Annotated in this window: 11 protein-coding genes; 7 read left to right on the forward strand and 4 right to left on the reverse strand. The window is 49.6% G+C overall.

Going from position 1 to position 13006, the window contains the following annotated elements; genetic code table 11:
* Window positions 1-32: 32 nt before the first annotated feature.
* Both L6H65_RS08435 and L6H65_RS08440 read left to right on the forward strand, forming a co-directional pair.
* Window positions 33-2273 carry an FAD-dependent oxidoreductase gene (locus tag L6H65_RS08435; protein ID WP_236340058.1) on the forward strand — a complete coding sequence of 747 codons (2241 nt, stop codon included), beginning with the start codon at window positions 33-35 and terminating at the stop codon, window positions 2271-2273.
* Between the two features lie 19 nt (window positions 2274-2292).
* Complete coding sequence (locus L6H65_RS08440) at window positions 2293-3351, forward strand: NAD(P)-dependent alcohol dehydrogenase (RefSeq protein WP_307728316.1); 1059 nt, start codon at window positions 2293-2295, stop codon at window positions 3349-3351.
* Window positions 3352-3449: 98 nt separating this feature from the next.
* On the opposite strand, the gene L6H65_RS08445 is transcribed toward L6H65_RS08440, so the two are convergent.
* The gene (locus L6H65_RS08445) at window positions 3450-4655 is read right to left on the reverse strand and encodes an MFS transporter (protein ID WP_236340059.1); all 1206 of its coding nucleotides are present in this window, start codon (window positions 4653-4655) and stop codon (window positions 3450-3452) included.
* Window positions 4656-4728: 73 nt separating this feature from the next.
* Window positions 4729-5010 carry an ArsR/SmtB family transcription factor gene (locus tag L6H65_RS08450; protein WP_236340060.1) on the reverse strand — a complete coding sequence of 94 codons (282 nt, stop codon included), beginning with the start codon at window positions 5008-5010 and terminating at the stop codon, window positions 4729-4731.
* Window positions 5011-6011: 1001 nt separating this feature from the next.
* Between L6H65_RS08450 and L6H65_RS08455 the strand changes: the two genes are divergently transcribed.
* The 3 genes from L6H65_RS08455 (at window position 6012) to def (ending at window position 8512) form a co-directional block, all read left to right on the forward strand.
* Complete coding sequence (locus tag L6H65_RS08455; RefSeq protein WP_236340061.1) at window positions 6012-7487, forward strand: protein adenylyltransferase SelO; 1476 nt, start codon at window positions 6012-6014, stop codon at window positions 7485-7487.
* Window positions 7488-7739: 252 nt separating this feature from the next.
* Complete coding sequence (locus L6H65_RS08460) at window positions 7740-7982, forward strand: helix-turn-helix domain-containing protein (RefSeq protein ID WP_236340062.1); 243 nt, start codon at window positions 7740-7742, stop codon at window positions 7980-7982.
* Window positions 7983-7984: 2 nt separating this feature from the next.
* Window positions 7985-8512: a peptide deformylase gene (gene def, locus L6H65_RS08465; RefSeq protein WP_236340063.1), complete on the forward strand. Its 528-nt coding sequence runs from the start codon at window positions 7985-7987 to the stop codon at window positions 8510-8512.
* A 49-nt stretch (window positions 8513-8561) separates the two neighbouring features.
* Here def and L6H65_RS08470 read toward each other — a convergent pair whose 3' ends face one another.
* On the reverse strand, window positions 8562-8972 hold the full coding sequence (locus L6H65_RS08470; protein ID WP_236340064.1) for a DUF2752 domain-containing protein: 411 nt from the start codon (window positions 8970-8972) through the stop codon (window positions 8562-8564).
* Entirely contained in the window at window positions 8953-9291 is a 339-nt protein-coding gene (locus tag L6H65_RS08475) for a DUF4234 domain-containing protein (RefSeq protein WP_236340065.1), read from the reverse strand. The genes L6H65_RS08470 and L6H65_RS08475 overlap by 20 nt, the downstream gene beginning before the upstream one ends.
* A gap of 424 nt (window positions 9292-9715) precedes the next feature.
* Between L6H65_RS08475 and L6H65_RS08480 the strand changes: the two genes are divergently transcribed.
* Window positions 9716-10744 (forward strand): ABC transporter substrate-binding protein, encoded by a 1029-nt coding sequence (locus L6H65_RS08480; protein WP_236340066.1) that lies wholly within the window; start codon window positions 9716-9718, stop codon window positions 10742-10744.
* A gap of 14 nt (window positions 10745-10758) precedes the next feature.
* Window positions 10759-12777, forward strand: coding sequence for an iron ABC transporter permease (locus L6H65_RS08485; RefSeq protein ID WP_236340067.1), 2019 nt, complete (start codon window positions 10759-10761; stop codon window positions 12775-12777).
* The last annotated feature ends 229 nt before the right edge of the window (window positions 12778-13006 follow it).

Genomic DNA, 13006 nt, shown 5'->3' on the forward strand with positions numbered 1-13006 from the left:
CATATGTCTAGTGGCGAAAGGGGTAAGCGAAAATGAGGTTTGAATCAGTGAAGTCAGATATTACGGTGATTGGCGGCGGGCTGTCAGGCGTGTGTGCCGCTGTAGCAGCCGCAAGAAACGGCAAAACGGTGGCTCTGGTACAGAACCGTCCGATGCTAGGCGGCAATTCAAGCAGTGAGGTTAGAGTTTGGGTTGTTGGCGCAACAGGGCATGGCGTGAATCGATATGCGCGAGAGACGGGAATTATGGGTGAAATGTTTCTGAAAAACCAATACGTAAACCCGGATGGCAATCCGTACTTATGGGACATGGTCATTCTTGAGACGGTGAGAAACGAGAAGAACATTCAACTGTTTCTAAATACCGATGTGCATGAGATTGAAGCCGATGGGCCAGAGAGCGATCGGGTCATTCATGCCGTAACGGGCTGGATGATGGGCTCTGAGCGTAGAATCAGGTTTGAGAGTCCGGTGTTCCTGGACTGTACAGGCGATGGCCTTGTCGGCTTCCTGGCAGGAGCCAAATATCGGATCGGGCGGGAAGCCCATGCTGAATTTCAAGAGAAATGGGCGCCGGAAGAAGCAGATGACATTACACTAGGCAGCACATTGCTGTTCTATACGAAAGAAGTGGATCATCCCGTCCAATATATCGCGCCAAGCTTCGCCAAGGATATTACGCAAACGCCAATTCCGGTCAAACGAGTGCTGAAAAGCGGGGATTCAGGCTGTCACTATTGGTGGATAGAGTGGGGCGGAGAGATCGATACGCTCTACGATAACGAACGTATTCGGGATGAGCTGTGGTCGGTCATTTACGGAATATGGGACTACATTAAGAACTCAGGCAAGTTTGATGCCGAGCGCATGACGCTCGAATGGGTCGGCAGTGTGCCTGGGAAAAGGGAGTATCGGCGTTTTATAGGCGATTACGTCTTTAATCAAAATGATATTGAAGCTCAAACGCTGTTCGACGATTGCATTACCTTCGGAGGCTGGTCGATCGATTTGCATCAGAAGGAAGGCATGTATGCTGACAATCACAAATCGATGCATTACCATAGTGACGGCATATTCCAGATTCCTTATCGCTCCTTGTATTCAACCAATGTGAGCAATCTGCTGTTCGCGGGCCGCAATATTAGTGCTACTCACGTCGCGTTCGGCGCAACCCGGGTAATGGGAACCTGTGCCACCATTGGCGAGGCCGCCGGAACGGCAGCGGCATTATGTGTGGAGCATGGCGTAACGCCGCGCGGGCTGTATCAGCATCACATGAAGGAGCTGCAGCAGGCCTTGCTATGGCAGGATGCTTCCATCATTGGCCTGAAGCATGAGGACACAAGGGATTTGGCGAGAGCAGCGACAGTATCCGCATCCAGCTATATATCAGCAATTAACATCGATTCTCCGGATGAGAAGCATCATCTGGAAGCAGACGCAGCCATTTTAGTGCCGGTGGATCCTGCAATCACTACGATTGAAATTCTAATGGATGTGGCGGAAGCGGCTACTGTGGAGGTTGAGCTGTGGAGTACGGGCAGACCAGAGAATTATATCCCTGTACAGCTGCAGGTTAAGGATGCTGTATCGGTTCAAGCGGGTGAATTGCAGTGGGTATCATTCCATTTGCCATGGTGTCCAACTGCAGCTGAGAATGCATTTATTATTGTTCGAGAAAACAATAGCATTCATTTGCATTTGTCCCACAAGCCTTGGAGCGGTGTTCTGTCCTTCCTTAGAGAGCAGAAATTAAACGTTGCCAGAGGATTGGAAGGTCTGGACCCGAATCAGCTGGTCGTGCAATGGAATATGAGACGGACCGTGCGGAAGCCCTTCTGTGTGAGGGTGCAGGAGCCGATGGAAGTTTACCATCCGTCCAAGGTTATCGACGGCTATATGAGGCCATATGGCGGTCCCCATATGTGGTCTGCTACAATGGCTAATGGGGCGGAATGGCTCCAGTTCAAATGGGATGAGCCTGTTAATGCGAACGAGGTGCATATTACGTTTAATGATGACGTCAATGAAGATTTGATCAATTTGCATCATCATCGCACACCGTTCCAGGCCATACCTGAATTAGTAAAGAGCTATACGATTGAAGTTCTTCGAGATCAAGAGTGGATTGCGGTCGCAGAAGTGGAGAATAATCGACAGCGCAAGCAGGTTCATTATTTTGAGGAATCCATTGCGATGCAGGAAATGCGAATTCGATGCCTGGAAACAAACGGCCATTCGCAATTCGAAATCGTGGGTGTACAAATTCGATAGCTGAGGAGGCAGGCGGGGAATGATGGGAAACGCGATGATGAACGCAGCGATTATGAAGGATACATTGCATATCGATGTGGAGCAGGTTGAACGGCCTGTGCCGGGTCCTGATGAAGCATTGATAAAGGTGGCATGTATCGGCATATGCGGCTCGGATATTCATTACTATGAACACGGCAGAATTGGAAGATATGTCGTTGAGGAACCGCTCATATTAGGCCATGAGGTAGCGGGTACAATTGTCGAAGTAGGAGCCAAAGTCAGCAATGTAGCGGTCGGAGACCGGGTTGCCATTGAGCCCGGAGTGCCATGCGGACGGTGCGACTATTGCAAGGGTGGCAAATACAATCTATGCCCGGACGTGTTCTTTCTGGCGACTCCGCCCGATAATGGGGCATGGGCCGACTACATTGTTATGCGCAGTGATGCGCTGTTTAAGCTGCCGGATACGATGAGCTTCGAGGAAGGCGCCTTATTGGAGCCGCTATCGGTAGGCTATCATGCTATGAACCGCGCTAACGTTAGACCTAGTGATAAACTGTTTATAACAGGACTCGGTCCGATCGGCTTGTTGGCTATTCAAGCTGCAAAGCTGTTTGGCGTGCAGGAGATTTATGCGAGCGATGTTGTTGCGTACCGCCGGGAGGTTGCGCTGCAAATGGGAGCGACAGCAGTTTTTAATCCACTTGAGGATCAAATTCCGGAGGCGCTGGCAAGATTAACGGACAACACTGGGATTGATGTCATCATTGAATCATCAGGGAATCACAGCTCCATCTCAAGTACGGTGAATGTGGTTAAACGAGGCGGGAGAATCGTATTCGTCGGCCTGCCTCCTGAGAATAAAGTATTGCTCGATGTAGATAAGATCATTGATTCTGAATTGAACATCTACGGTGTTTTTCGATATGCCAACACCTATGCGGCAGCGATACAGGCCTACGCTAAGAGCGATCTCAATATGAGCGAGATTATTACGCATCAGTTTGATTTGCAGGATATAAGTGAGGCGTTGCAGCTTTCCAGAACGCAAAAGGACAAAGCGATCAAAGTGATGATCTATCCGAAATCAGAGTAAGGCAAAAACGCTGCTGACAACCAATCGTTGTCAGCAGCGTTTTTTGTCGGTTCGGTCATCAGCTTGGACAATGAGCAGCTGTTCACTTGCAGATCATCTCAGGCCTTTGCCGCTGCTTTCTGCAAGCACTGATCTTTCTCATTCCGGCGGTTGGAACGAGAGCGGAATAGACCAAGGGAGGCAGCGGCTGTCGCTGCCGCTACTGCGACGGATGCCGCCCCGACCCAACTGATGGATGCCAGCGGCGCTTGCACCACGATGATGCCCCCGATTCCCGCACCCGCAGCCATTGCAAGCTGCAGCACAGAACTGTTCAGGCTAAGCATAATGCCGGAAGCCTCAGGAGCTAGCGTGATTAAATGATACTGCTGAGTAGGGCCCGACGACCAGGCAGAGAAAGCCCATAACATAAGCAGCGGGAATACGATGACCGGAGATTGAGCCGTCAGCGACAGCAGGATCAGAACGACTGCATGAAGCAGCATGCCCCCGATTAATGTGCGGGGAACGCCCCATTTGTCGGTGCTGAAGCCCCCTAGCTTGGAGCCGATCAAGCTGGCGATGCCGAAGGCGAACAGCCCTGCACTTACTACTTTTTCACTCATCCCCGTAACGGTAAGAAGAAACGGTGAAATGTACGTATAGACGATGGAATACCCTGCGATCCAGAAGAAAGTTATCGACAAGGCGATAAGAATTCTTGGCTCCTTCAGCAGAGCAAGCTGTTTGCGGACCGGAACCGGCTCCTCGCCGTCCGTACGCGGGATGGTGAGCCAAATTACGAGCATAGCGAGCACCCCCAACAAGCCAATTCCTCCGAAGATCACCTTCCAATTATAGGCGGCGGCGACAACCCTGCCGATAGGTACGCCGATGATCAGCGCTGTGCTGAAGCCCATGACGAGCGTTGCGATTGCACTTCCCTGCTTATCGGGCGGGGCCAGCCTGGATGCTACGGTCAATGCCGTGACGACGAATACCCCAGTGCTGAGCGCCAGAATGATCCGTGATCCGATCAGAAACTCAAATCCAGGGAAAGCTATGGTCATCGCGTTGCCGATGATGAATATGAGAAGTGCATAGAGCAGCAGCTTTCGTCGCTCAAGGCGAGCTGTAGCGGCCATAAGTAAGGGGGTTCCGAACGCATATGCGAGCGAGAATACAGTAATGAGCTGGCCCGCCGCAGACACCGAGACGCCGATATCCTCTGCTACTTTATCCAAAATTCCTGCGATTATAAACTCCGACGTGCCGACCAGAAAGCTGACGATAGCCAGCATGTAGATTTTCCAATGGTTGGACATGATAGTATAGCTCCCTTCTCCACTCCATTACTTTTATATTTCTAAAAATATAGAAATTAGAACAAAGAAAAAACTACTCCAGCAAATAAGGTGCATATTTCTGCGCCATTTCATGGTTAACGCTATAGTAAATATACGTTCCATCCTTACGGAGATCCAGCAGGCCGGAATCCGTCAATTGCTTCAAGTGATGGGAAAGCGTCGAACCCGCGACCGATTCCAGCTTGCTCATAATGTCGGAGCAGCACAGATTTCTCTCTTCAGTAAGCAGCATAGCAATTTTGAGACGGGTCGGCTCCCCGAGCGCCTTATATACTTTGACGGCCTGCCGTAGCTTCGCGTTATCCTCGACCATTGTGAGCTCACCTGCCAGTTTCGCTATTTCTAAATGTATTGAAATAAAACTATCATATGATTCCATGAAAGTAAAGCCTTCATGACCCTGTTACTCATTCGAGCCTGAGGCTGCGAAGCTGGTTGCAGCCGAGATGATGGTTGAATGCGGTGTTCATATGTTCCTGCACTCGTTCTTCATGGATATACTAGTAGAGGACGGCAGTGTCGCAGGCGCAACGGTCCACAGGCAATTCGCGCCAAGGTAACCGTTGATTGCAAAGCGGATGGAGATGTGGCGTTCAAAGCAGGAAGCGCGCATTCCCTGTAAGGCCGAAATCCCGCGTTACAGCTCGGAAATGTGGAGCCAAGCGCGCTGTAAGGCTGAAAAACCTTCTTACAGATGACAAATTGTCGCAAAAACGCTTCGACTATCGCTGTAAGGTGGAAAAATCGTGTTACAGCTCAGAAAAGTGGAACCAAGCGCGCTGTAAGGCTGAAAAACCTTCTTACAGATGACAAATTGTCGCAAAAACGCTTCGACTATCGCTGTAAGGCGGAAAAATCGTGTTACAGCTCAGAAAAGTGGAACCAAGCGCGCTGTAAGGCTGAAAAACCTTCTTACAGATGACAAGGTGTCGTAGAATTCCCTTCGGCGGTCGCGACAAAGCGGGAAATACCGTGTTACTGAAGGGCTGGAGCCGTAAGCTGCATTTGATATTCGAAATTCAAGCGGCGGCTGATGCAGCCTAACCCCATCGAAAACACCCCTATACTTTCTCAAAAATCTGAGCTGTCCTTAGGACAGCTCTTTGCAATCTGCGGGAGGAACGTAATGGTCGTATAAGCAAGTCCCGATGATTGCGAGGTTTGTCCTTTGTCATTCGCAAAATTTGTTGATGGAAAGAACGTCAACTTGGTATGGAAAGGGTATAATAAGCTCGAAGCAGTAAACGCTAAAAAGAGGCCGCCTTATATAGGCAAATAGATAACGAAAAAAATAGAAGAAGAAAAGGAGACCAGATGACACAAAGCAAAGAAATACTAGAAACAGGTTGGAACTTGGACAACAGCTATGCCCGTCTGCCGGAATTATTTTATACCAGGATGAATCCAACCTCTGTGGGCTCGCCGAAGCTGATCGTTCTCAATGAACCGTTGGCGGCATCCTTGGGATTGAACGTCCACGCACTGCAAAGCGGGGATAGCGCAGCGGTGTTTGCCGGCAACCAGATTCCCGAAGGCGCTCTGCCTCTTGCTCAGGCTTATGCAGGGCATCAATTCGGGCATTTCAACTTACTAGGCGACGGCCGGGCTCTGCTGCTTGGCGAGCAGATCACCCCTCAAGGCGAGCGGGTTGATATTCAGCTCAAGGGTTCAGGGCAAACGCCGTACTCCCGCCGAGGCGATGGCCGAGCGGGACTAGGACCGATGCTGCGCGAATACATCATTAGCGAAGCTATGCATGGTCTTGGTATTGCGACGACTCGCAGTCTGGCGGTGGTAACAACGGGGGAGAGCATAATCCGTGAAACCGACCAGCCTGGCGCAATTCTGACCCGTGTGGCTGCCAGCCATCTGCGCGTCGGCACCTTCCAATTCGTGTCACAATGGGGCACTGCCCAGGATCTCCGAGTCTTGGCAGACTATACCTTGCAGCGACATTATCCAGACGTTGAAACTGCTGAGAACCGCTATCTTTCCTTGCTTCAAGAGGTGATCAAGCGTCAAGCCGTGCTCATTGCCCAGTGGCAGCTGGTTGGCTTTATTCACGGGGTAATGAACACCGACAACATGGCAATTAGTGGGGAGACCATTGATTACGGTCCTTGCGCTTTCATGGATGCCTATAATCTGGCAACGGTATTCAGCTCCATTGATAGTCATGGTCGCTATGCCTATGGCAATCAACCGCAAATTGCCGCGTGGAATCTCGCGAGATTTGCTGAAACGCTGTTGCCATTGCTGCATGATGACGAGGCGCAGGCTATCAAGCTGGCCGAGGATGCAATTGCAAACTTTGCCGACTTGTTTCACCGCAATTGGCTTGCGGGAATGAGGGCCAAGCTGGGGATTTTTAACGAGGAGCCGCAGGATAAGCCTTTGATTGAAGAGCTTCTTAGTATGATGCAGAAGCATCGTGCGGACTATACCAATACCTTTCGCGCGCTAACCTTGGATACGGCGGAGGAGACGGACCTGTTTGAGACCGCCGAATTTGTTCAGTGGCATGAGCTGTGGCAAGCGAGACTAGGCAGGCAGCAGCAATCAACAGCCGACTCGCATCAGTTGATGCGCAGCAGCAATCCTGCGCTAATCCCTCGGAACCATAGGGTAGAAGCGGCTTTGGAAGCTGCGGTAGAACAGGGAGACTATAGCGTGATGGAGCGGCTTCTCGCTGCTCTTTCAAGTCCTTATGCGCACACTCCTGAGCAGGCCGAGTATTCCACATTGCCAGCGGAATCAATCCGTCCTTACCGGACCTTTTGCGGTACATAATAGTAGAGAGAGCTCCCTCTTGCCCACTGTTCTCGACCCAATATCGTGAATCCGACTAGTGCGTACATTTTATGTACAACATGTAGGCCATACATTTTGCGCTGCACAGACATTTAGATGTCTGTGTTTTTCTTTTTTATTCCAGTTTTCAGCCTCGTTTATTTTCCCCTATATTGCGTAGGAGTATCGGTTGAAATATTAGGTGCTGCCTAATATAATAAGCTAACACCTAAATTTACCGGAGGCGATGCAATGCTTGTATGGATGTTGCGGAATGTTATGGCTGACAGAGGGATTTGGACGGGGGCCGCATTAGCGCGGATATTGAAGGAGCGGGCAAATTACAGTTTATCCCCTGCTTCCATCAGTGCATTGCTGACGAACCAGCCCAGGCAGATGAAAGCGGAGACGCTGGACGCCTTATGTACAGCTTTGGAATGCTCGCCTAATGATTTATGGATGCATACGCCACCTCACAAAATAAAAGGAGCATAACGATGACTGTAAAAAGTATTGTGCCTTTTGGAGACCCCATCTTGCGAAAAGTCGCCAAGCCAGTGGAAACACTTCATGCCAAAACTTTAAAGCTGCTGGATGACATGACGGAAACCTTATATGCGGCTGAAGGGCGTGCAGGGCTTGCTGCACCGCAGATTGGTATTCTTAGACGAGTGATTGTTATGGATTGCGGAGAAGGGCTCGTAGAGCTTATCAATCCTGAAGTGTTGGACATGAGCGGGGAACAGGTGGGTGCGGAGGCATGCTTGTCTTTCCCTGGATATTATGGAGATGTCAAGAGAGCGAATCAGATTAAAGTAACAAGCTTGAACAGGCAAGGGGAGCAAATCATAATCGAGAGCGAGGGATACCTTGCCCGTTGTATTCAGCATGAAATCGACCATCTTAACGGGGTGCTGTTTGTCGATCATGTTCAAGGAAGATGGCTGTATCATGAAAACACAAAGCAACGGATTGATGTTATGGAAGTTATTCGAATAACAAATCAAGGCCGCCCTTCGGGTTAAGCTCCAATACGTATTGGAGCAGGCAGGCAACATCCGTTGTTAGGCGTTGCTAACGAATCACCGCAGGGGCCAAAAAATCAAAGATTGGAATATTTCTCAGCAGTCCAAATGCCAGCGTCATGATCAGCATTGCGGTCATAATCCAATTGCTGGCACGCCGTATTTTCTTCCTACTCGCAATGACATACATCGCATACAAGGGAATCAGGACAAACAACAAGGAGTTATATCGAAAGGCTTGACTATAATCCAGTTCCAATAAAGAAAGAGCGGCCCTCGTTATTCCGCATCCCGGACAATAAAACCCGGTTAACGCATGAAACGGGCAAGGAACCCCGATATTTGTAACAGGCAGCCATACTTTTAAATAGAGTAACCCTCCGACACCAAGTGAAACACCCCAAAATAATTTGGGGTGTTTTCTTGGATCAAGCTTCCACTTATGCGAGCCTGTTGACATCCGATTGGACCAATGCGTAGGTTACGATGCCTAGACCGAAGATGGTGAGGACAACGTAGAGAGTAGAATTATCGGTTACGGTCAGACCGCGCTTTCTTTGCGCTTCTGCGAGTTGCTTGCCAACTTGATAGGCCCATATGAAGCCCCATATGCCACAAGTAACCAGGATGAGAAGGAAGTTCTTTACTCCAGTAAAAGTATAGTCCCCGTTCAGCTTACCGACATCATCGGTCATAGAAATAAACCAGAAAATCCCATAAATGCCGCATGTAATAAAGGTAAGTACGATTGCTAACACGATATTCCTCTGAGTAATCATTGCACACCATCCCATTAATTATGTAATTCTAAAGCATACAGCAGTCCTGAAATCAAGCACTTAAAAGGAATATAATTACAGACAGCCAAACAGATTCACGTATCTATACTACTTCCAGATGAGCATCTTACAGGATATGAGTAAAATCGACAATATTATCATATTAAAATAGCAATACATATACAAGATAATTATTTTAATAGGAGCCCCATATCACAATAACCTTTTGCTTATTAACAGGAAGGACGTCTGCCAATGCAGCACTTATCATTTACAAGATCTAAGAGGCATCGGTATATTTTACAAATTTTTCGGGTTGACGACATAATTGATAACAATTATCATTATCACTGCAATGGTGGTTGGTCAGAAATAGAAAGCCATTAAAAAATGAATGTGTTTAATTCCAAGGAGGATAAAGAAATTGCGTCTAGTTAAATCATCAGCTCTATTTATTGTTTTATCAGTTGTTCTTGTCCTTGCCGCTTGCGGCAGCAACAATTCAAGCTCCGTTCAACCGTCGGCAAACTCTTCCGATAATAAGGCGCCCGAAACAGCTTCAAGCGCTAATGCTGCGGAGAGCGCGTTCCCCCTAAAGATTTCTCACGCGAAGGGCGAGACCGTGCTGGATAAACCGGCGATTCGCGTTGTATCACTGGAATGGATTTTCTCGGAGAGCCTAATTGCTTTGGGCGTTCAGCCAGTCGGCAACGCCGATAATGCCGAGTACAAGCTATGGGTTGGAGAAGAAGCTGCGCTAGGTGCAGACGTCACAGATGTCGGCTTGCGCTGGGAGCCTGACTTGGAGATTATTGCAGCCTTGAAGCCTGATCTTATTATTTCGAATACAGATAATAATGCCGCCCACTATGATCAGTTGAAAGCTATTGCACCGACGATCGAGTATGATCCCTATGCGGATGAAGGCGATTCTTATACGAGAATGGTTGAGATTTTTAATGCGGTAGCCGCAGCGACCGGCAAGACGGCGGAAGCCGACAAGGTGCTCTCCGATCTGGATCAGCATTATGCGGATGCGAAGGCGAAGCTTGCCGCAGCAGGCAAGGCAGATTTAAATTATGTCATTGCGCAAGCTTTCACTCATCAGAATGTCGTTACCGTTCGGATGTTTACGGATACCTCCACCGTTTCCCAGACGCTTGACCGCATCGGACTCAAAAACGAATGGAAATCCGAGAAATTCGAGAAATACGGATTTACGAATTCGACCATCGAAGCACTTCCTGCTGTAACGGATTCGAATTTTATCTATATCGTTCAGCCTAATGACGATGTCTTCGGTGAGCCGCTTAAAAACAACTCTGTCTGGAACGGTCTGAATTTCGTCAAAGAAAAGCGAACCTATCCGATTGCTGGAGACACTTGGACTTTCGGCGGTCCGGTTTCCTCCAAATCGCTGGTTGATCGTGTTGTTGCCTCGCTGACGCAATGATAAGCGCATGGAGAATGATCTGTATATTCGGGGGCGGCATTGTCGCCCTTGGTATACTTTTTTTTGTGAGCCTGTGTTTCGGCGAAGCGCAAATTTCAGTCCATACAGTCATTGATGCGTTGTTTCGCAATCAAGGCTTGCCTGATCATAATATTGTGCGGGATTTAAGAATGCCGAGAACCGTTCTGGGGCTGATAGCGGGAGCTGGACTTGCGCTGGCAGGCACGCTGCTGCAAACCATTACAAAAAATCCGCTAGCTTCCACGGACACGATGGGTATTAATTCGGGAGCTTACTTTATGGTTGTGCTCGGGACTGCTTTCTTCCCTAGCCTGCTCGCCTTATCTCCGCTTGCATGGGCAGCTGTCGGCGGAGCAATGGCTGCGACCATTGCTTACTTCCTTGGAGGCGGCAAATCGGCAAGTCCCATCCGTCTCGTACTGGCCGGTATGATCGTCTCGTTAGTCATCGAATCCTTTACAAGAGCGATCCACATTTTTAAGGCCACGGAAACGCAGAACTTATTCTTATGGGGCGCTGGAAGTCTGGTCCAGGTGGATTGGGATGGAGTTATCTTTGCCTGGCCTTGGGTGCTTGGCATTTTAGTGCTGGCAATCTTGTTGTCCAAGCAATTGGATGTGTTCAATCTGGATGAATCGACGGCGCGTTCACTCGGACAGAAGGTGGATCGAACGAGATTAGCAGGGCTTGCCTTGGCTGTACTAGTTGCTGCTGTCGTTGTAAGCGTAGTTGGTCCGATCGGCTTCGTTGGACTCGTCGCCCCGCATTTCATTCGTCTGATGGGATTACGCAAGCATGTTTGGCTGATCCCAGGCGCAGCGCTTTGGGGCGCCGTATTGATAACCGCTGCCGATGTATTATCCAGAGTGGTCAGAAGCAATATGGGAGAAATGCCAATCGGCGCAGTGATGGCGATTATCGGGGCGCCATGCCTGGTCTGGATTGTCTTAAGTAAAATGAAGGGAACAAGCGGTTCAGTCGGACAAATGTCCATGCAGGCAGGCGGAAGATTGCTGCATATGCGTTTTAAACGTATAGCTGTCATTATGCTTATTCTCGTCGTCGCTCTCATTCTGTTCAGCATGACGATGGGTGGGACCAGAATACCGCTGGGGCAATTGTTCAGCAGTCTGTTCGGAACAAATGAAGCCTCCTCGTATTCCACGCTGTTGAATTTGCGGCTTCCGCGGACGCTCGTTGCGGCGGGAGCAGGAATTGCACTTGCGGTTAGCGGCGTGCTGATTCAAGCGGCGGTTCGCAATCCGCTTGCGGATGCTTCTATAATAGGCGTCACATCAGGGGCAGGCTTCGGGGCAATGTTCATTCTGATCGCTTGGCCTCAGGTTCCGATTGGTCTCATGCCTCTGGCTGCCGTCATTGGAGGTCTGACTGCAGCAGCAGTCGTATTCGTGCTTGCATGGCGCAAAGGGCTGCATCCCTTTGTTGTAATTCTGCTCGGAATCGCGGTGTCGGCTTTCGGATCTGCCGGCATTTCGGCTTTAATTGTGCGCGGCTCGCTTTGGGGCAGCACGGGTTATGTCTGGTTGACAGGCTCTACGTATGGCCGGACATGGCAGCAGGTTGTGCTGATCGCCATCTTCCTGGCCGTCCTGCTCCCCATTGCTCTGTACCTCGGTCGCAGGTTCGATTTGCTGGCCTTTGGTGACGACACCGCTTCAGGGATCGGTCTGGCCGTTCGCAAAACAAGGTTGGCCGCCATGGCTGTCGGTGTTCTGCTTGCCGCAGGGGCTGTAGCGGCAGTCGGTACAATCGGCTTCCTTGGGTTGATCGTGCCGCATGCCGTACGCCTGTTAATCGGCCATCATACGAGGCAGTCCATCGTTCTATCCGGATTGCTGGGCGCTCTGCTTCTAGTTCTGACAGATGCGATTGGTCGTACCATCATGGCTCCGAAAGAAATTCCTTCGGGTATGTTGATTACGTTGATCGGCGCACCATACTTTTTATTCCTGATGCTTCGAACGTTCAAACGCAAAAGTCCAACCCTTTAGAAGCCTCATTCAAAGTAGGGGCTTAACCGTAAAGGAGAAGCTCTCAGCTCCTCAGCCTCCAGCGAGAGTTGCCGTGACCTTCAAGACAAGCGGAATTCCACGTTCTGGAGCAATGGAAAATGGTTATCTGATTATTTAGGTAAGCCAGGATTTTATTATGGCTTTGACACATTAGGCACCATGAGCTTGTAATGCCATAAAGCAATTAGAATCCATACCTGCTCCGCAA

Source organism: Paenibacillus plantiphilus (assembly GCF_927798095.1).
Classification (GTDB): domain Bacteria; phylum Bacillota; class Bacilli; order Paenibacillales; family Paenibacillaceae; genus Paenibacillus_Z; species Paenibacillus_Z plantiphilus.